Here is an 18,146-nt window from a genome sequence, read left to right as displayed (position 1 = left end):
TACGTTTTGTAAGCGCTCTAGTCTTAACGCGACGAACGATCAGGCATTTCCTCCTGATTCCTCCAAAGTGTCCCGTTTCCATTTGTGTTGAAATGTCTCAGCGTCCCATTTCTCTCTGTGAACACGCCTGGATCCGTCTCTTTTTCATTGGATCGTATTTTTAGTCATCTAAGTTGCTGACGTTGTGGTAAACGTTTTGCACGTCGTCCACGTCGTCGAGAAGAGTGACAAGACGTTTGAACAAGTCTTTGTCTTCCCCTTCGAGTTCCACGGTTTCGTTTGGAACCATTTTATCTTCAAGTACGAGGAATTTCACATCCGGAATCAGCTCTTCCACGACGGTTTTCGCGTCGTCGAGCTGGTTAGGATCCACGGTGATCGTCATGTATCCGTCTTCGATTTCGACATCGTTCAAGTCGATGTCGTGTTCGATCATGGCGTCCATCATCGCCTCCTCGTCGGCGTATTCGATGACGATGACGCCAAGATGCTCGTAGCCAAAGGAAACCGAGCCGCCCACACCGAGTTTGGCGTGGCTCTTGTTGAAGCAGGCGCGCAGGTTCGCGATCGTCCGATTGGCGTTGTCGGTCAGACAGTCGATAATGATCGTGCTTCCGCCACCGGAACCAAATCCTTCGTACCGGGCGGAGGAGAAGTTTTCATCCGCGCTCGATTTCGCCTTGTCAATCGCCCGCTTGATAACGTCCGCCGGCACGTTGTTGGCCTTGGCGCGCTCAATGGCTTTTTTCAAAGTCTGGTTCATGTCCGGATTCGGATCCCCGTTTTTGGCGGCGACCAGGATCTCTTTCGAATATCTAGAATATACTTTTGCTTTTTGATTGGCCGTTTTCTGCATCGCGGCAGCACGGACCTCAAAGTGTCTTCCCATACTATCTCACCTTTCACTAATTTTTTTCAGTATACCAGTTGAATCGACTTTATTCAACTTTCGCATAGCGCTCAATGATCTTTTGAACGAGTGGATTGCGGACGACGTCGCTGTCATGCAGGTGGACGATCTCGATTCCTTCGATTCCTTCCAAAATCTCGCACGCCTGCGTCAGGCCGGAGTCCTTTTTTCGAATCAGGTCGATTTGGGTGATATCGCCGGTCACGATCATTTTCGCGTTGCGCCCCATTCGCGTCAAAAACATTTTCATTTGCGCTTTCGTCGTGTTTTGCGCCTCATCCAGGATCACGATCGCATCGTTAAGCGTCCGTCCGCGCATAAACGCGAGCGGCGCGATTTCGATGATTTCCTTTTCCAAATACTTTTCGACGATTTCCGCGCCAAGCATTTCGTTGAGGGCGTCATACAGCGGCCGAAGATACGGATCGACTTTTTCCTTCATGTCGCCGGGCAAAAAGCCAAGCGACTCCCCGGCCTCGACGGCGGGTCTGGTCAATATGATCTTCTCCACTTTTTCTTTTTTCAGTTCCGAAACGGCATAGGCTACCGCAAGATACGTCTTTCCTGTTCCCGCCACACCGGTCGAAAAGACGATGTTGTTGTTTTCCAATGCGCTGCAAAGGATCGTCTGGCCGATCGTTTTCGGATAAATCAATTTCCCGCTCTTCGTTTTGACAACCGGTGCGTCGCGCTTGATCGAGAATGTCTTCAATTCTCCCTTTTTCGCCAAATCGCATAAATACAGCACGTCGCTTTCCGATAACCGGCCGCGATCCTGAATGCGTTCCAGGCACTTTTCGATCACGAGTTCGATTGCGGGCGCGAGCGCCTCTTCCACTTTGATTTTCTGCGCGCGGACGACGACTTCCGTATCGAAAGCCTTCTCGATAGCGCGGATATGGCAATCATGAGAGCCGATCAGCGTCTGCATGTCGTCAAAAGAATACCCGGAATAGTCCAATGTTTGATAAGACAAGAAATACCTCCATTTGTGCAACAGAAAAAAAATCTGCAGAACTGCAGATTATTTACCTCTACGAGCTTTGCGTGCAGCTTCAGATTTTAATTTTCTGCGCACGCCAGGTTTAACGTAAAATTCTCTTTTGCGGGCCTCAGCAAGGGTGCCGTTGCGAGATACTTGACGTTTAAATCTTCTTAAAGCGTCATCTAATTGTTCGTTTTCTTTAAGAACAACTTTTGGCATGAACAAAACCTCCCTTCCCGAGTTGTACATTAAGATTATATCAAGATTTTCCAAGAAAGCAAGTCCTGTTTCAAGGAAATTGATTTATTTTTTCAAGAGGCATTCGTAGCCGGTTTCTCTTAAGATCCGCTCCCCCGTATCAAGAGAGTGTACGCCCGCCACCAGATGAAAGCCGCACCGTTCATAGGCGTGCATGGCGCGTCTATTCCAGTCGACGACAAGAAGCCGCAACGCGACATACCCTTGTTTGGCGGCTTGCGCTTTCGCGCTCTGAAGCAAACGCTGGCCATCGCCTCGATTCCAGCGCGACGGATGCACACCCATACGCGCCAGCGTGCCACTCTGCTCGCCAGCGTGTTCCCAGGCAAGATCCGTCTTTTCGCTAGCCGTCAAAACATACACGCCAACGATCTCCTCCCCGGCTTCAAGCACGAAGACGCGCTGGTGGGCGATGTCCTCGTCCACCATACACATCGGATACACGTCGTCCCAAATCGCCTCGCCTGTCGTTTTCATCGCTTCGTGAATGGCGCCATAAAGAGCGCGGATGGCGTCGGAGTCGGCCGGTTTCGCCTGTCGGATGACTTCCATTTTTACTGTCCCCGGTATTTGTGGATGCACTCTCGCACCGCCATATGGTCACCCACCCATGGCGCGCGTCCGTTTTCCCGGTAAATGAACACTTCGTCGCCTTTTCCCAGCAGCAAAATCGTATCGCCGGTTTTCGCGCTTTCCACCGCCTGCCGGATGGCTTCGTACCGGTCTTCGATAAAGATGTTCGTCGTTTCCTGAATACCTTCCTTGATTTGCGCGGCGATTTCTTTTGGATCCTCGTCCCGGGGATCGTCTTCTGTCAAAATGATAAAATCGCAATACTTGTCCGCCAGCTCGCCAAACACCTTTCGCTTGGCGACATCGCGCTTGCCGGCCGACCCAAACACGGCGATCAAATTGCCGTCTTCCTTCGTGATGGAACGTCCGAATTCCATCACTTTTTGCAAGCCGTCCGGCGTGTGGGCGAAATCGACGATCACGTTGAAATCCTGCCCTTCCTTGATTTGCTCCAGACGTCCTTGCACTTGCGGGATCTGGCAGCACGCCGCGATGATTTTTTCCAGCTCGATTCCGGTTTCATGCAGCGCCGCGATGGCCGCCAGCAAATTGTAAATGTTGTACGTCGCCACCAAATTGGTCATTACCGGATACGACTTGCCCTGGTAAACCAAATCGAAATGGGAAGCCTCGTTGTTCATCTGGATATGGATTGCGCGGTAGTCCGCCTCGTTTTCAATGCCGTATGTCACGACGCGGGCGGCGCAAAGAGCGGCCAGCTCGGCGTATTTTGGATCGTCCTTGTTCAGGATGCACACGCCGTCGCTTCGGACGCGGTCTTTGAACAAAATGCTTTTGGCGTCAAAGTAGTTTTCCAGCGTCCCGTGAAAATCGAGGTGGTCGTACGTGAAGTTGGTGAAGATCGCCACGTTGAAATTGATGCCGTTGACACGCCCCTGGGAAAGACCGTGGGAGCTGACTTCCAGCGCGCACGCCTTCATTCCGGCGTTGACCATGTCCGAGAGCTTCGACTGCAAAAACAGCGCGTCGGGCGTCGTCAAATCCGGCATCAGCTTCACGTCGCCATATTCGATCGCGATCGTTCCGATGTAGCCGCATGGCTCGATCGGATCCAAAATCGAACGAATGATGTTGGCAATCGTACTTTTTCCGTTCGTGCCGGTAATGCCGTACATCGTCATCTTATCCGAAGGCTTGCCGTAAAAAATCCGGGCGCACTGGTTCATCGCCTCGTTGACATCGTGAACGCGGATATAAATGACACCGTCTTTTTTGTGCTGGATTTCTTTGGAGTGCACGACGCAAATCGCCCCGTTTTCAATGGCGGAGTCAATAAAATCGTGACCGTCAAAAGTCAGGCCAGGCAAACAGAAATACACATTGTCTTTCTTGACTTTTCGAGAATCGAAACACAGCCCGCTCACATTGACCGTCGGCGCGTTTTTAAATAGCTTACTTAATCGCATTTTCATCTTCCTTTTTTACTTTGACTTGATAATGGTCGTCTTCAATCGAATCGAACGTCACATGCAGACGTCCAGACAGAGGGATCTCGCTTTCGATTCGAACCGGATGGTACTGGTTCGTGTAGCCTGTCCATTCGTCCCCCTCTTGCTGCTCAATGAGCACATCCCCTTCCTTGAAACGGGCCATATCCTTGGCACGCAGCTGTCTGGATTGCTCCAAAAGCCGCTCGACGCGTTCCTTGACCACGGCTCCATGGACGGTTCCGGGCATTTTTTCCGCTGCCGTCCCCTTTCGAATGGAGTACGGAAAAACGTGCAGAAACGAAAAGCCGATCGCCGTTAAATTTTCCATTGTCTGTTCGAACTCCTCGTCGCTCTCCTGTTTGAATCCGGCGATGACATCCGTGGAAATGGAAACATCCGGAATCGAATGGCGGATCGCTTCGACTCGATCTTGAAATTCCTGTATCGTGTACGGACGGTTCATTCGTTTTAAGGTCGCGTCGCATCCCGACTGAACCGGGATATGAAGATGGTGGAGAATTCGCGGCTCGCGCGCCATCAGCGCGATAAACCGGTCGCTGATTTCCGTGATCTCGATGCTGGAAAGCCGGTATGTGACCTTTTCGCTTGTATTGGCGAGAAGCGCTTCCAGCAAGTCGACGAGATCGTGTTCGCCATCGTCGTAGCGGCCGGTGTGGATCCCGGTCAGCACGATTTCCAAATGGCCTTTTTGTTCCAGCTGTTTGGCGATGGAAACGACTTCGTCCAGCGCCAGGGAGCGCTCCCTTCCGCGGGCGTAGGGAATGATGCAGTAGGAGCAAAACTGGTTGCATCCGTCCTGCACCTTCAAAAAGGCCCGGTGCTTCGTTTCGAACCGCTCGATGGGCATCGCCTCAAAATCAAAGCGCTCGCCCACCGGCTGAATGTCTTCGAACCGCTCTCTTGTTTTTATGTGGCTTTCAATCAAATCGGCCACTTTCTTTTTATCTTTAGATCCAATCAGCAAATCGGCGCCGATTTTTTCTTTTTCTTCCGGCGTGGCCACTTGCGCGTAGCAGCCAATCACGACCGCGTAGGCGTCTGGATTTTTCTTTTTGGCGCGATGAAGCATTTGTCTCGATTTGGCGGCGGCGGTGTTGGTCACCGCGCACGTGTTCACAACGATGACGTCGAAATTCTCGTCGTCCTCCGTCCATCCCTTTTCCTTGAGCGCCTTGCCGTAAAATTGCGATTCATACGCGTTGACTTTGCAGCCAAGCGTCACGATGGAAAACCTCATGATTCAACCTCCCAGTTTTGACAGTGCGTTTGGTACTCGATGCAGCTGAGCACATAGCATACCGCCGTTTCCGCCCGCAAAATATCGTTGCCTAGCGAACAGCTCGCGAACCCTTGTTCGTTGAGCCGCTCGATTTCCGCCGGCGTGAATCCGCCTTCCGGTCCGACGCAAAACGTGACCGAGCTTGGATTTTTTTGCAGGAAATTGGCCAGATGGCGGCTTGGCTCGTCTTCTTTTTCATAGGCGACCAAATTGCATCGGCTTTTGTATTCCGCCAGGTTGTCGATCGTCGTCACCGGAAGCAGCTCCACTTTGTCGCTTCGATTGCACTGGCGGCAGGCGGCCATCAAAATCGAGTTCCAGCGTTCCATTTTTTTCAGCGCCTTTTTATCGTCGAGCTGGATGATGGAATAACGGGAAACGAACGGGACGATTCGGCTGACGCCCAGCTCGCACGCTTTTTGCAGCATCCATTCAAAACGGTCGGATTTGATGAGCGCCGCGCACAAAGTCACGTCGACAAGCCTTGGTTCCGTTTCTTCCTTTCCGAAAACGTACAAATACGGTTTTTTCGCCGGATGGGCCAGGAACACCTCGTCATCGCAAATGACGCGGATCGTTTCGTTTTCCCTCGTTCGCAAAACGTCGAAAATATGATGAGCTTGTTTTTCATCGAGGCAAAATTCGTTGTTTAGCGCGCATTTCGCATCGGTAAAGACTTGCTTCATTTTTTGTCGTCTCCCTCGTTATCGCTCATCGCCGTCAACTGTTTGATTTCATACGGTTTGAGCCGCCGGTATTCTCCCGGACGCAGTCCTTCGTCGCTGATCGTTCCGAATCTGGACCGGTGAAGCCGCCGGACCTGGTGGCCGAGGGCTTCCATCATATTTTTGACTTGATGGTTTTTTCCTTCGTGGATCGTCAGTTCCACGATCATCCGGTCGCGCGTGTAATCCTTTTGTTTAATGGACACTTTGGCTGGCGCGTATTTTTCCGTTTTTGTCTTTAATCCGGATTTCAGGCGGAAAATATCCTCGCCGCTGAGCATCCCTTGCAAGTTGACAATGTATGTTTTTGGCAAATGGTATTTGGGATGGATCATGCGGTTCGTGAATTTTCCGTCGTTCGTGACAAGCAGCACGCCGCTCGTGTCGTAGTCCAGCCGTCCAACCGGATAAATCCGGATGCCTTTTGGCAAATAGTCAAGCACGGTTTGCCGGTCTTTTTCATCCCGAACGGAACAAATCGTCCCTTTCGGTTTGTTGATGACGTAATACACCTTTTCCTCTTTTGTCAGCGGACGGCCATTGACGACCACCTCGTCGCCGCCGCTCACTTTGACGCCAAGCGTTTTGACGATGACGCCATTGACTTTCACCTTTCCCGCTTGAATGAGCTCCTCGGCTTTTCGGCGCGAGCAAATCCCCGCTTGCGCGATTACTTTTTGAAGACGTTCCATTTATTGTTCCTCCTTGTTTTGAACAAACAATTCCTCCTGCACTTCCTTGGTTTCGAGTTCGGGGAGTTCGGCGAGCGTTTCGAGTTCGAACGCGTCCAAAAATTCCCCGGTCACTTGATAGAGCAGCGGTTTGCCGACCACATCGAGCCGGTCTTTGGCCTCGATCAAGCCGCGCAGCTGCAATTTTTTGAGCATCACCTCGCAGCTTACTCCGCGGATCTCCTCGATCTCGACGCGGGTGATCGGCTGGCGATACGCGATAATCGCCAATGTTTCCATCGCCGCTTGCGACAACGTCGCTTTTTTGAATTGCTCAAACAGCTTTTCCCCGTAGGGGTACACAAATTCTTTTGTGACAAATTTATATCGGGAGGCGTACTCCACGAGCTCGATTCCTTTGGCGTCGTGGCTGTATTCCTCTTTGATGGTTTCCAGCAGCGCCAGCAGTTCTGTCCGGCTTACTTCCTGGAGCAGCGACTGGAGCTGAAGCAAAGACAAGCCTTCTTCTCCGGCCATGAAGATCAAACCTTCCACAATGGCTTTGCGGCTGTTCATGCGATGGCTCCTTTCTGCACATAAATCGTATCATCCTCGCCCAGATGAAACGTCAACTTTCGATCGTGGATCATGTCCAGGATCCCTAAAAAAGTTACGATAACCATATGAAGGCTGACGCAGTCCTGGCAAAGCTCCTGAAACGAGAACACGCGACTTGAATCAAAGCGGCGCATCTGCGCTTCGATTTGCTCGACGCGCTCCTCGACGGAAATTTCCTTGATGCTGACTTTGGTTTCGTAGGGCTCCAGCAAGGCGAGCCGGTGCAAGACGCGCTCAAACGCCTTGGACAGCTCGTATACGCTTTGATTGCGCAAGACGCCGTCTTCCTTCGGCTTGGCCCAGGCGTCGATCAGCGACGAGGCCGGTCTGGCGAAATGGCGCTGGCGGTCTTCGTAGCGGGCTTTGAGCTGTCCGCTGACGTCTTTGTATTTCTGGTATTCGATCAAGCGGGAAACGAGTTTTTCCCGCTGGTCTTCCTCGTATTCTTCTTCGATCGCCACTTCGCTGCGCGGCAAAAGCTTTCGGCTTTTGTATTCGATCAAACTGGCCAGCTCGCTTAAATACTCGCTCGCGATTTCAAGCTGGAGCTGTTTCATTTGCGCGATATACGCGATGTATTGCGTCGCCAGCGTGTTCATGTCCAGATCCATCAAATCAAGCTTATTCGTTTTGATCAAATGAAGCATGAGATCGAGTGGTCCTTCGAACTGGTCGATCGAGATTTGAAATTCCATTATATCACCTTCATGGATTATACCAAATTTGTCGCCCGCATACAAAGTTTGTTCGTCCACTCCATAGCCAAATGGAATGGTTCGTGTTAATATGGACAAGATAAGGAGGATATACTGTGAAACGTGCACTGTTGTTTTTGTGTGTGGGTTTGTTTATCGCGCTGGTCCTCCAGCCTAATATCGCCAATTCTTCCAACGAAAAAGACATCCGGGTTCCCCAGATCGGGGAAAGCGCCCCGGTGACGAACGAGGATATTACGCAATCGTCTTCCCAATCGAAGATTCGCATCGGCATCGACGCCAGCCATGGCGGCGCCGATCTGGGCTATGTCGGAAACAATGAAATTCCGGAAAAGGAAATCAATCTCGAACTGGCGCTTCGAGTCGGCCGGAAGCTTCAGGCCGCGGGATATGAAGTCGTGTACACGCGACAAGATGACAACGTGGACGCCAGCGGCGAGGATCTCGTGAACGCGCAGCGTCTAAGCGACATGCAGGCGCAGGACGTCGATTTCCTGCTCAGCTTCCAATCCGGAAACACGACGGATCCTCTGATGAAGGGATTCACCATCTTCACAAGACCGGATGAGCAAAACGTGGCTTTGGCCAATGAAATCGGCCAGGAGCTCGTGGCGATCAACTTTTCAAATTACGAAGGAATCGACACAGATCACTATTCCAATTTTTCGATTCTTTCCAACCGAAACATTCCGACGATTTTGATTGAGCTTGGCTATTTATCCAATCCGGAAGACTACACCCGCCTGACGGATCCGGATTACCAGGAAAAAATCGGCCAGGCGATTACCAACGCGTTTTTAAATGAAATCCAGTAACGATCCGGCCGGCGCGCCGGATTTTTTTCATGAACGTCAATTTTTTTCTTTCTCCAAATAGCGAGTGTGATATAATGCACGCAAAGGAATGATTTTATGAAGGAAAAAAACTTGTATAAAGGCATGATTTTCGACCTGGTTGAAAAAGAGGTCGAAATCCATGGAAAACCTTATCGACGGGAAATCATCCGCCATCCTGGCGGGGTCGGCGTCTTGTGTGTGAAAGACGAGCGCGTGCTGCTCGTTCGTCAATACCGCCACGCGATTGAAAAAGAAACGCTTGAAATTCCGGCCGGCAAGCTGGAATACGGCGAGGATCCGATGACGTGCGGAATGCGGGAACTCAACGAGGAAGCGCGCCTGGAGGCGGATTCTCTGGAGTTGATCGAAACGATCGTGTCCACACCGGGTTTTTGCGACGAGAGGATCTATATTTATAAGGCGTGCAATCCGCGAAAAGCGGTTCATGAACTCGCCCAGGACGAAGACGAGGACCTGGATTCCTTTTGGCTTCCGCTTGACGAAGCGTATGAAAAAGTACGGAATCGCGAAATCGAAGACGCAAAGACGGTGGTCGCGATCCAATATGCAGTAATAGAAAAAGAGAGAGAAAGAGGAAACTGATCGTGAATTTTATTTTTATCAGCCCGAACTATCCGGAAAACTACTGGATGTTCTGCCGTGGACTGAAAAAATACGGTGCCAAAGTGCTGGCGATTGTCGACGCGCCGTATGACAGTTTACGTCCGGAACTTAAACAAAATGTGGATGAATGCTATGTGGTGCAAAGCTTCCACAACTATGACGAAATGCTGAAAGCCGTCGCCTATTTTACATTTAAATATGGCAAAATCGACTGGATCGAATCCAACAACGAAGCGTGGCTGGCACTAGACGCCCGTCTGCGCGACGACTTTAATGTGCGCAGCGGTTTCTCGCTGGAAAAAATCAACGAGTTCCAGTCCAAAGCCGCGATGAAGAAATACTATGAAAAAGCCGGCGTCCCTGTGGCCCGCTATTGTCTACCCCGCTCTTTGGAAGAAGCGAAGGCGTTCGCCGAACAAATCGGCTTCCCTCTTGTGCTCAAGCCGGATCATGGCGTGGGCGCGAGCTTTACCTACAGTTTGTATTCCATGGAAGACTTGGAAAAATACTACGAGAACACGAAGGATTTGTGCATGATCCTGGAAGAGTACGTAAAAGGCGATGTCATCACGTTGGATGGGATTTGCGACGCCCAAGGAAAGATCCGCTTTTTGGGAAGCATGGAATATGTGGGCAACTGCATGGAATCGGTTTTGAACCAGGACTCGATTGGCTGCTTCTACACGTTCAACATCAGCGAGGAATATCGACAAATCGCTCAAAACGTGATTGACGCGTTTGAATTGAAAAACCGTTTTTTCCATGGCGAGTATTTCCGTTTGACCGAGGACATCGAAGGCCTTGGAAAGAAAGGAACGCTCATCGGCCTGGAAGTGAACTTCCGTCCGCCTGGAGGATTCGCGCCGGATTTGATGAACTATTCCAACGATATCGACGTTTACGAGTTGTGGGCGGAAGTCCTGTTGCGTCAGAGCGCTTCCTACTCGAAACTTCGAAAATTCTCCGCTGGATTCGCGGGACGGCGCGACTGCATTCCGTATCGCTACAACACGCAGGAAATTGAAACCATGTTCAACGACGAGCATTTAGGAACGGAGCTTTTGCCGCCTGCGTACACAGCCACGATGGGCAACGTGACAATTAAGGCCCGCTTCACGTCCAACGAGCGACGGGAGGAGTTTTTTAAAACCGCATTGGAAAGACTAGGTGATTAAGTTTGATCTTAAAGTTCGACGTATATATGCGTTCACTGGATGTGTATCGGAAGATCCACATGTATCTCCCGGATGACTATCTGGTCCAAAACAAAAAATATCCAGTTTTATATATGTTTGACGGACACAACCTTTTCTACGATGAAGACGCGACGTTTGGCCGCTCCTGGCGATTGGCGGAAGCGATTGAACGATTTGGCAAAGAACTGATTGTGGTAGGTCAGGAATGTTCGCATGAAGGCAATGAGCGCCTGGATGAATATTCCCCCTACCCTTTTTATGATTGTGCTTTTGGCGCGTTTCATGGCAAAGGAAACTTGACGATGGAATTTTTTGTGAACGATTTGAAGCCGTATATCGACGCCCATTTTCCGACGTCGCCAAAACGCGAGCATACGTGGATTGGCGGGTCGAGTTGCGGCGGGTTGATGGCGCTGTATGCCGTTTTCAAATATTCGCACATTTACTCCAAGGGGCTTGTGCTTTCTCCCTATTTGGTGCCGACATGCAATTTGCTTATGGCGGATATCGCGTCCACCTACATACGGCCTGGAACGGCTGTGTACATGTCCTGGGGCGCCCAGGAGGGAAACGACATGCATGAGTTTGTGATGGAAACGAAATGCTGTACCGATATCGCCAATTTGCTTCTGAAAAAAGGCACCCGGCTTCAGTTCAACGTCAAGCCGCTTGGACGGCACTGCGAGGAAGACTGGGATAAGGAAAGCGAGACATTTTTGCGCTTTCTGGAGTCGGCATGAACCGGCAAGTCGTCGTGAAGCGCCTTCCGGCGTTGAAGCAAGGCCGGGAAATCGTGATCAGCGACATTCACGCCAATTTGGATTTATACCGTCGGCTTCTTCGGCAAATTGATTACCGGCCGGGTGTCGACCGGCTCATTCTTCTAGGCGATCTCATTGAAAAAGGAACCCAGAATTTGGAAATGGTTCGGTATGTGATGAAGCAAACGCAAAACGAAGACGTGTGGTGCGTCATGGGAAATTGCGATTTCATCGCGAAAAATGTCTTATACAGTTACCGGCTCGACTTTTTAAAGCACGTTTTGCGGTTTCGCGAGCATTCGCTCATTCACGAGATGGCAAAACAAATCAGGATTTCCATGGAAGAGATGCCGATGGATGAATTTTGTCAGCAGTTAAGGCTCCATTTTTTACCTGAGCTTTCGTTTTTGAACGACTTGCCGCACGTTTTGGAAAGCGATTCGCGCATTTACGCCCACGCCGCCATCCGAAGCGAGGATAATTACGGCGACGATTTCAAGGAGGTTATGGCGATGCCGATGTTTTTGAAGCGAAAGATCCGTTTTCAAAAAACCGTTGTGGTCGGTCATATGCCCGTGACGGAATACTGCTCTAAAATCGCCTGCTTTGATCCATTGTACGACGCAGAAAGAAACGTCTGGAGTATCGACGGGGGCAATGTCGTCAAACATGCCGGACAGCTGAACGCGTTGATTTTTGATGGTTCGGCCGCAAGTACGGCGCGTGCGGATACGTTGGAAGAAAGAACTGTGGTCCGCGATGTCGCGCCTTCGACACAAATTCCGTTTTTTATCAACTGGAACAATGGCGAGGTGGACATTTTAAAGGAAGCCGCGAAGCAGTGCTTTGTCCATTCCCCGTATTTGAATCGCTCGTTTTGGATCGACCGCGCCTTTTTGCAGTGCGAACAAGCGCGTGTGAAGGGAACGGATTACACAAACTATGAAATGCCGTTAAGGAAAGACGACCGCGTAAAAATCGTTTTTTCCTACGATGAAAAAATGCAAATTAAAAAAGATGGCGTTTTAGGATGGACGGATAAAAAAAATATAGAGCCGAAATAGTTAATCTGGCTCTTTTTCTTTCGCTTCCTCCAAATAAACGCCCAGATATTCGACTTCTTCCGGGGTGGTGTGAAAGCTGGTGACGAATCGAATGACGATATCGTCGTTCCAATAGTCCCAAATTTCAAAATCGACGCGGGCTCTCAAATATTCCAGCTCCGCTGGCGTCACCACGAGAAAAACCAGGTTGGTATCGCTCTTCATAAAAAGCGGATAGCCAAGCTCCATCGCGTGACTTTGAAGCTGTTGCGCGAGTTTGTTTTCATGCGCGGCCACTTTGTAGAAAGCGTCTTTTTGGAACAATCCGATAAACTGAAGTCCCAGCAGCCAGCCTTTGGCCAGCATCGCGCCGTTTTGTTTCATGACAAAACGGAAGTACGGCTTCAGCAGCGGATTGGAAATACAAACCGCCTCACCAAACAGCGCGCCGTTTTTCGTGCCGCCAATCGAGAAAATATCGCACCACTTCGCGATGTCGTTGAGCGTGTAATCCACGCCGGACATGAGCGCCGATCCGATTCGGGCCCCGTCCATCATCAAATACAAATCCAGTTCGTCGCATACGGCCCGGATTTCCTCCAGCTCTTTGCGCGTGTACACCGTTCCAAGTTCTGTCGCGTTGGAAATGTAGACGGCCTTGGGATACACCATATGCTCGTATTGAAGCATGTGCCCATTGTATGTTTTTCGAATCATTGCCGCATTGAGCTTTCCGGCGGAGTTTGGAACAATCACGACTTTGTGTCCTGTCGCTTCGATCGCGCCGGTTTCATGCGTGGCGATGTGCCCGGTATCGGGGGAAATCACCGCTTCGAATGACCGTAAAATATGCTTTAAAATCGTTTGATTGGTTAATGTACCGCTCATCACAAAATGGACGTCCACTTCCGTGTCCGGCATCTTGGATTGGATCAAGGCGGAAGCCTGTTCGCAATAATCGTCTTGTCCGTACCCGTTGCAGCTCACTTGATTGGCTTGCTCGAGCAGCGCAAGAATTTCAGGAATACATCCTTGTCCGTAGTCATTTCTAAAAAACAACATTCTCTCACCTCTTCCGATCCTTATTATACCTGAATTGCCTCGAAAAACAAAAAAATCGGTCGAAAAGCTTTTTAGAAACAAAGAAAAAAGACCATGCGCAATGCACAATGGTCTTTTGATTTTACTGGCTTAATCCCATGAGTTCGTCTTTGAACAACCGCTCGTCCATCCGCTTCAAATCTTTTGCGATGGCTGGCTTGAATTCCATTTGATCCAAGACATCTTTTTGCAAGTCGATGCCCGGCGCGATCTCCGTCAAAGTAAACACCCCGTCGCGAAGCTCGAAAACAGCGCGTTCGGTAATGTATAACACTTTTTGACCGGCTTTGGTCGCGAATTCCGACGAGAAGGTAATTTGCTCGACCGCCTCTTTAAACTTTTTGATTTGGCCTTCCTGGACGATTTCCAGTTTTCCGTCGCCGATTTTTTCTTTCAGCCCTTTCGCGGTAAACGTTCCGCAGAACACGACAACCGGCGTCGACTGCGTAATGTTAATAAAGCCGCCGCATCCGGCAATCCGAGGTCCAAACCGGGACACGTTGATATTTCCCGATTGATCGCATTCCGCCAATCCGAGGAACGCCTGGTTTAATCCGCCACCGTCATAGAAGTCGAACATCGAAGGCGAGTCGATCGTGCAATCCGGATTCGTGCTTGCGCCAAATCCGACGCCCGATGCGGGAACCCCGCCGATGTTTCCGGCCTCAACTGTCATTTTCAGCCCTTGCAGCCCTTCTTCGTTTCCGACGTTGGCCACGCCTTCCGGCATACCGATTCCAAGATTGATAATGGCGTTTGGCGTCAGTTCCATAGCCGCTCTTCGGCATACGACTTTACGCGCATTCAGAGGCATCGGCTCCAGCGCGTTCAACGGCTTCTTGATTTGTCCGGAGTATTCCGGTTTGTATGGGTCCAAATACGTCTGCCATGAGTTGGCCGGCGTGCCCTTGACAATATAATCCACAAGAATACCCGGCACTTTGACGTCTTTTGGATTCAGCGTTCCGTTTTGTACAACATCTTCCACTTGGGCAATAACGATTCCGCCTGTGTTTTTTACCGCTTCCGCCATCGCGAGCGCTTCAAGGAATGCCGCTTCTTTTTCCATCGACAAGTTGCCGTTTTCATCGGCGTACGTGCCACGGATAATGCCGACATGGATCTTTTTAAACGGTTTGTAACGCAAGTACTCTTCCCCGTCGATTTCCATGACTTCCACGAGATCCTCTTTCGTGATTTCGTTCATCTTTCCACCTTGCAGGCGTGGATCGACAAACGTGTTCAGCCCGATCTTTGTAATGACGCCAGGACGCTTGGCGGCGATTTCCCGAAGCAGCTGCGCCAGCGTTCCGATTGGAAGGTTGTACGCCTGGACTTTGTTTTCCGTAACGAGTTTTTGAATGGCTGGAATCAAATTCCAGTGTCCGCCGACAACGCTACGAAGCAATCCTTCGTGAGCCAGATGGTTCATCCCGAGTTTGTCGGTTCCGTCGCCTACATTGGTTGGGAAAAACAAGTCGATGTCTTTTGGATGCCCCTCTTTGAGAAACCGGTCTTCCACCGCGTAAACAACTTCCTGCGGGAAACACATTCCGATAAACCCGCTAATGACGACGCGGTCCCCGTCTTTGATTAGACCGGCCGCTTCTTCCGGTGTAATGACTTTTGCCATGTTACTCCTCCATCTTCTTTCGCTATTTATTTTTAAATTCTTTTTCTTTTACTTTGTTTAAGAAGCAATCCATTCCGTACGTCTGATCCTCGCTGGCAAAGCATGCCGAGAAATCTTCGACTTCCTCTTTGATTCCGCCATCAATATCCACTTGCAGGCCATCATTGATTGCTTTTTTCGCTTTTTCAACAGCGATTGGCGCGTTTTTCGCGATTCCGTTCGCCATTTTCTGTGCGGCGGCCATCAATTCTTCCGGCGCCACAACCGCGTTGACCAAACCGATTTGATAGGCGCGGTCCGCTTTGATGTTGCGGGCGCCAAAAATCATTTCTTTGGCGATTCCAACCGGAACCAGCCGAGCCAGACGCTGTGTTCCGCCAAATCCCGGTGTGATACCCAAGCCAACTTCCGGCTGTCCAAAAACCGCGTTCGCGCTCGCAAGACGAATGTCGCAAGCCATGGCCAATTCGCATCCGCCGCCCAGGGCGAATCCGTTAACTGCGGCGATAACCGGACAATGCAAAGTTTCGATTTCACGGAAGATCTTGTTTCCAAACGCGCCGTACTCGGCCGCTTCCTCAACCGTTTTGTCTTTCATTTCCGCGATGTCCGCGCCGGCGACAAACGATTTATCACCCGCGCCCGTGATGATGACGCAATACGTATCCGGATCGTTTTTCACGGTGTTAACCGCTTCTTCCAAATCTTTCAACACTTCCGTAGAAAGCGCATTCAACGCTTTCGGACGATTGATTGTGATCGTCGACACATGATTGTTTTTTTCTAAGAGTACGTTTTCCATAATTTTTTTATCCTTTCAAAAAAGGCGAATTGGATTCGCCTTTCATATCATTAGTTATACTTGTAGAAACCTTCTCCGGTTTTGCGTCCGAGTTTTCCGGCGCGAACCATTTTCTTCAGGAGCGTCGAAGGGCGATATTTTGGATCTCCGGTTTCTGTGTACAATACATCCATGATCGCAAGCACGATATCCAAACCAATCAGGTCACCTAAGGCAAGAGGTCCCATTGGATGGTTCGCACCAAGTTTCATTGCTGTATCAATATCTTCCGTGGAAGCGATTCCTTCCTGCAGGATGAACGTCGCTTCGTTGATCATCGGGATCAAAATACGGTTTACGACAAAACCAGGGCCTTCGTTGACTTCAACTGGCGTTTTGCCGATTTCTTTAGAAATCGCGATGACTTCGTCTTTGACTTCGTCCGGTGTATTGGCACCCGAAATAACCTCGACGAGTTTCATCCGGTCTGCAGGGTTGAAGAAATGCATGCCGATTACCGGATGCTGAATGCCGTTGGCGATTTCAGTAATCGAAAGCGAAGACGTGTTCGAACCGAAAATCGCGCCGTCTTTCACGATTTCGTCCAGTTTTTTGAACAAGTCCTTCTTCACTGGCATTTGTTCCAAAATGGCTTCAACGATCAAATCGCAGTCCGCCAGATCCTCGTATTCGCCGGCTTTCAGGTTCGCTTTCGCCGCGTCGGCGTCTTCTTGCGAAATTTTGCCTTTCGCCACCAGTTTGTCTTTTCCTGCGCAGATTTTGGCAACGCCATTTTCCGCCCATTCTTTTTTCACATCAACAACTGTTACATCATTTCCGGCGCTCGCAAAGGCGTTGGCAATGCCCTGGCCCATCGTTCCTGCGCCTACAACTCCAACTTTTCTAGTCATTTTTTATATCTCCTTAAGCAGCTTTTGCTTTCTTGATTTCTTCCACAAGCAAAGGAAGAACTTCGTTTACGTTTCCAACAAATCCCATATTCGCGATTTTGAAAATTTCCGCTTCCGGATCGCGGTTGATCGCGATGATCATATCGGCTTTTTCCATACCGGCCACGTGCTGAACGGCACCCGAAATACCACAAGCGATATAAAGCGCCGGACGAACCGTTTTACCTGTCTGGCCAACCTGCACATCTTTATCCATAAATCCGTCTTCGACAACCGCACGAGTGGCGCAAACTTCGCCGCCCAATTCCTTCGCGCATTCTTTCAGCACATCGAGGCAGCCTTCGGCGCCACGACCGGCACCAACGAGGATGTTCGCTTTCGTGATGTCGATTCCAGCCAGTGGTTTCGCAACGGTTTCTTTGATTTCAACAAGCGGAGTCGTCGATTCCCATGCAGGCTTGAATTCAACGATTTCGCCTTCGCGGCTTTCATCCACTGGAGCCATATCGAACACTTTCGGACGAATCGTCGCCATCTGCGGACGCGTATCCGGACAAACGATCGTACCAAACAAGTTTCCGCCAAATGTAGGACGCGTCACGAGCAGCAGCGCCTCACCATCGGCTACCTTGTCCTGGTCAATGTCGATTTTCGTCGCGTCGGCAGTCAAACCGGCATCAATGCGCGCGGCAACCCGTGGTGCCAAATCGCGGCCAAGAACCGTTGCGCCGGTCAGGAAGGAATCCGGTTTGAATTCTTTGATGATTTGCGTCAAAGCGTCTGTGTAAAACTGCGTCGAGTAGTCTTTCAGCAGCGGATCGTCCACGACGATCACTTTGTCCGCTCCATGGGCGATTACGTCTTTCGCTTTGTCTTTGATGTCGCTGCCAAGCAGGACGCCGACAACTTTGAAATCCATTCCAGGAATCGTCGCCACCAGTTTGCGGGCTTCGGAAATCAGTTCGTATCCAACTTCTGCCGGAACCCCGTCTTTTTGTTCTACGAATACGTAGATATCTTTATAATCAGGAAATTTTGCCATGATTGTTCGTT

General features: G+C 50.3%; 20 protein-coding genes. 5 read left to right on the top strand and 15 right to left on the bottom strand.

Features of this window, described 5'->3' with window-relative positions; all coding sequences use genetic code 11:
- Positions 1-160 precede the first annotated feature (160 nt).
- The 10 genes from ABNS49_RS00765 to ABNS49_RS00720 form a co-directional block, all read right to left on the bottom strand.
- Entirely contained in the window at positions 161-889 is a 729-nt protein-coding gene (locus ABNS49_RS00765; RefSeq protein WP_135979861.1) for a YebC/PmpR family DNA-binding transcriptional regulator, read from the bottom strand.
- Between the two features lie 49 nt (positions 890-938).
- A complete protein-coding gene (locus tag ABNS49_RS00760; RefSeq protein ID WP_135979955.1) occupies positions 939-1,841 on the bottom strand; it encodes a PhoH family protein in 903 nt (300 codons plus the stop codon).
- Between the two features lie 93 nt (positions 1,842-1,934).
- On the bottom strand, positions 1,935-2,114 hold the full coding sequence (gene rpsU / locus ABNS49_RS00755; RefSeq protein ID WP_016318853.1) for a 30S ribosomal protein S21: 180 nt from the start codon (positions 2,112-2,114) through the stop codon (positions 1,935-1,937).
- Positions 2,115-2,198: 84 nt separating this feature from the next.
- Positions 2,199-2,705, bottom strand: coding sequence for a GNAT family N-acetyltransferase (locus ABNS49_RS00750; protein WP_135979862.1), 507 nt, complete (start codon positions 2,703-2,705; stop codon positions 2,199-2,201).
- A gap of 2 nt (positions 2,706-2,707) precedes the next feature.
- Positions 2,708-4,153, bottom strand: a complete 1,446-nt coding sequence (locus tag ABNS49_RS00745) for a UDP-N-acetylmuramoyl-L-alanyl-D-glutamate--2,6-diaminopimelate ligase (protein ID WP_288342035.1) — start codon at positions 4,151-4,153, stop codon at positions 2,708-2,710.
- Positions 4,140-5,435 carry a tRNA (N(6)-L-threonylcarbamoyladenosine(37)-C(2))-methylthiotransferase MtaB gene (mtaB, locus tag ABNS49_RS00740; RefSeq protein WP_288342037.1) on the bottom strand — a complete coding sequence of 432 codons (1,296 nt, stop codon included), beginning with the start codon at positions 5,433-5,435 and terminating at the stop codon, positions 4,140-4,142. The genes ABNS49_RS00745 and mtaB overlap by 14 nt, the downstream gene beginning before the upstream one ends.
- Positions 5,432-6,163, bottom strand: a complete 732-nt coding sequence (locus ABNS49_RS00735) for an RsmE family RNA methyltransferase (protein WP_135979865.1) — start codon at positions 6,161-6,163, stop codon at positions 5,432-5,434. The genes mtaB and ABNS49_RS00735 overlap by 4 nt, the downstream gene beginning before the upstream one ends.
- A complete protein-coding gene (locus ABNS49_RS00730) occupies positions 6,160-6,894 on the bottom strand; it encodes a pseudouridine synthase (RefSeq protein ID WP_135979866.1) in 735 nt (244 codons plus the stop codon). Before ABNS49_RS00730 ends, ABNS49_RS00735 begins: the two co-directional genes overlap by 4 nt.
- Positions 6,895-7,449, bottom strand: coding sequence for an SMC-Scp complex subunit ScpB (gene scpB / locus ABNS49_RS00725; RefSeq protein WP_288342040.1), 555 nt, complete (start codon positions 7,447-7,449; stop codon positions 6,895-6,897).
- The gene (locus ABNS49_RS00720) at positions 7,446-8,186 is read right to left on the bottom strand and encodes a segregation/condensation protein A (RefSeq protein ID WP_135979868.1); all 741 of its coding nucleotides are present in this window, start codon (positions 8,184-8,186) and stop codon (positions 7,446-7,448) included. The genes scpB and ABNS49_RS00720 overlap by 4 nt, the downstream gene beginning before the upstream one ends.
- 116 nt (positions 8,187-8,302) lie before the next feature.
- Here ABNS49_RS00720 and ABNS49_RS00715 point away from each other — a divergent pair, with 116 nt between their 5' ends.
- The 5 genes from ABNS49_RS00715 (at position 8,303) to ABNS49_RS00695 (ending at position 12,688) form a co-directional block, all read left to right on the top strand.
- On the top strand, positions 8,303-9,022 hold the full coding sequence (locus ABNS49_RS00715) for an N-acetylmuramoyl-L-alanine amidase (RefSeq protein ID WP_135979869.1): 720 nt from the start codon (positions 8,303-8,305) through the stop codon (positions 9,020-9,022).
- A 96-nt stretch (positions 9,023-9,118) separates the two neighbouring features.
- Positions 9,119-9,646: an NUDIX hydrolase gene (locus ABNS49_RS00710; protein ID WP_135979870.1), complete on the top strand. Its 528-nt coding sequence runs from the start codon at positions 9,119-9,121 to the stop codon at positions 9,644-9,646.
- 2 nt (positions 9,647-9,648) lie between these two features.
- Entirely contained in the window at positions 9,649-10,842 is a 1,194-nt protein-coding gene (locus ABNS49_RS00705; RefSeq protein ID WP_348687653.1) for an ATP-grasp domain-containing protein, read from the top strand.
- A 26-nt stretch (positions 10,843-10,868) separates the two neighbouring features.
- A complete protein-coding gene (locus ABNS49_RS00700) occupies positions 10,869-11,603 on the top strand; it encodes an alpha/beta hydrolase-fold protein (protein WP_277820780.1) in 735 nt (244 codons plus the stop codon).
- Positions 11,600-12,688 carry a metallophosphoesterase gene (locus tag ABNS49_RS00695; protein WP_135979873.1) on the top strand — a complete coding sequence of 363 codons (1,089 nt, stop codon included), beginning with the start codon at positions 11,600-11,602 and terminating at the stop codon, positions 12,686-12,688. Before ABNS49_RS00700 ends, ABNS49_RS00695 begins: the two co-directional genes overlap by 4 nt.
- On the opposite strand, the gene ABNS49_RS00690 is transcribed toward ABNS49_RS00695, so the two are convergent.
- The 5 genes from ABNS49_RS00690 to ABNS49_RS00670 all read right to left on the bottom strand — a co-directional run bounded on the left by ABNS49_RS00690 (position 12,689) and on the right by ABNS49_RS00670 (position 18,135).
- Complete coding sequence (locus tag ABNS49_RS00690) at positions 12,689-13,729, bottom strand: beta-eliminating lyase-related protein (protein WP_135979874.1); 1,041 nt, start codon at positions 13,727-13,729, stop codon at positions 12,689-12,691.
- A 121-nt stretch (positions 13,730-13,850) separates the two neighbouring features.
- Positions 13,851-15,401 (bottom strand): acyl CoA:acetate/3-ketoacid CoA transferase, encoded by a 1,551-nt coding sequence (locus ABNS49_RS00685; RefSeq protein WP_135979875.1) that lies wholly within the window; start codon positions 15,399-15,401, stop codon positions 13,851-13,853.
- 22 nt (positions 15,402-15,423) lie between these two features.
- Entirely contained in the window at positions 15,424-16,203 is a 780-nt protein-coding gene (locus ABNS49_RS00680) for an enoyl-CoA hydratase-related protein (protein WP_135979876.1), read from the bottom strand.
- 50 nt (positions 16,204-16,253) lie between these two features.
- The gene (locus tag ABNS49_RS00675; protein ID WP_135979877.1) at positions 16,254-17,093 is read right to left on the bottom strand and encodes a 3-hydroxyacyl-CoA dehydrogenase NAD-binding domain-containing protein; all 840 of its coding nucleotides are present in this window, start codon (positions 17,091-17,093) and stop codon (positions 16,254-16,256) included.
- A 13-nt stretch (positions 17,094-17,106) separates the two neighbouring features.
- Positions 17,107-18,135, bottom strand: coding sequence for an electron transfer flavoprotein subunit alpha/FixB family protein (locus tag ABNS49_RS00670; RefSeq protein ID WP_135979878.1), 1,029 nt, complete (start codon positions 18,133-18,135; stop codon positions 17,107-17,109).
- Between the last annotated feature and the right edge of the window lie 11 nt (positions 18,136-18,146).

It is taken from the genome of uncultured Dubosiella sp. (assembly GCF_964018005.1).
Taxonomy (GTDB): Bacteria; Bacillota_I; Bacilli_A; order Erysipelotrichales; family Erysipelotrichaceae; genus Dubosiella; species Dubosiella muris.
This window is presented reverse-complemented; position numbering and strand designations above follow the sequence as displayed.

Excerpts from the sequence above, each read along its gene's own strand:
- ABNS49_RS00695 (WP_135979873.1), top strand. The coding sequence starts at position 11,600 with ATGAACCGGCAAGTCGTCGTGAAGCGCCTTCCGGCGTTGAAGCAAGGC.
- ABNS49_RS00710 (WP_135979870.1), top strand. The coding sequence starts at position 9,119 with ATGAAGGAAAAAAACTTGTATAAAGGCATGATTTTCGACCTGGTTGAA.
- ABNS49_RS00700 (WP_277820780.1), top strand. The coding sequence starts at position 10,869 with ATGCGTTCACTGGATGTGTATCGGAAGATCCACATGTATCTCCCGGAT.
- ABNS49_RS00750 (WP_135979862.1), bottom strand. The coding sequence starts at position 2,705 with ATGGAAGTCATCCGACAGGCGAAACCGGCCGACTCCGACGCCATCCGC.
- ABNS49_RS00720 (WP_135979868.1), bottom strand. The coding sequence starts at position 8,186 with ATGGAATTTCAAATCTCGATCGACCAGTTCGAAGGACCACTCGATCTC.
- mtaB (WP_288342037.1), bottom strand. The coding sequence starts at position 5,435 with ATGAGGTTTTCCATCGTGACGCTTGGCTGCAAAGTCAACGCGTATGAA.
- rpsU (WP_016318853.1), bottom strand. The coding sequence starts at position 2,114 with ATGCCAAAAGTTGTTCTTAAAGAAAACGAACAATTAGATGACGCTTTA.
- ABNS49_RS00680 (WP_135979876.1), bottom strand. The coding sequence starts at position 16,203 with ATGGAAAACGTACTCTTAGAAAAAAACAATCATGTGTCGACGATCACA.
- ABNS49_RS00765 (WP_135979861.1), bottom strand. The coding sequence starts at position 889 with ATGGGAAGACACTTTGAGGTCCGTGCTGCCGCGATGCAGAAAACGGCC.
- scpB (WP_288342040.1), bottom strand. The coding sequence starts at position 7,449 with ATGAACAGCCGCAAAGCCATTGTGGAAGGTTTGATCTTCATGGCCGGA.
- ABNS49_RS00690 (WP_135979874.1), bottom strand. The coding sequence starts at position 13,729 with ATGTTGTTTTTTAGAAATGACTACGGACAAGGATGTATTCCTGAAATT.
- ABNS49_RS00675 (WP_135979877.1), bottom strand. The coding sequence starts at position 17,093 with ATGACTAGAAAAGTTGGAGTTGTAGGCGCAGGAACGATGGGCCAGGGC.
- ABNS49_RS00760 (WP_135979955.1), bottom strand. The coding sequence starts at position 1,841 with ATGCAGACGCTGATCGGCTCTCATGATTGCCATATCCGCGCTATCGAG.
- ABNS49_RS00685 (WP_135979875.1), bottom strand. The coding sequence starts at position 15,401 with ATGGCAAAAGTCATTACACCGGAAGAAGCGGCCGGTCTAATCAAAGAC.
- ABNS49_RS00730 (WP_135979866.1), bottom strand. The coding sequence starts at position 6,894 with ATGGAACGTCTTCAAAAAGTAATCGCGCAAGCGGGGATTTGCTCGCGC.
- ABNS49_RS00670 (WP_135979878.1), bottom strand. The coding sequence starts at position 18,135 with ATGGCAAAATTTCCTGATTATAAAGATATCTACGTATTCGTAGAACAA.
- ABNS49_RS00745 (WP_288342035.1), bottom strand. The coding sequence starts at position 4,153 with ATGCGATTAAGTAAGCTATTTAAAAACGCGCCGACGGTCAATGTGAGC.
- ABNS49_RS00735 (WP_135979865.1), bottom strand. The coding sequence starts at position 6,163 with ATGAAGCAAGTCTTTACCGATGCGAAATGCGCGCTAAACAACGAATTT.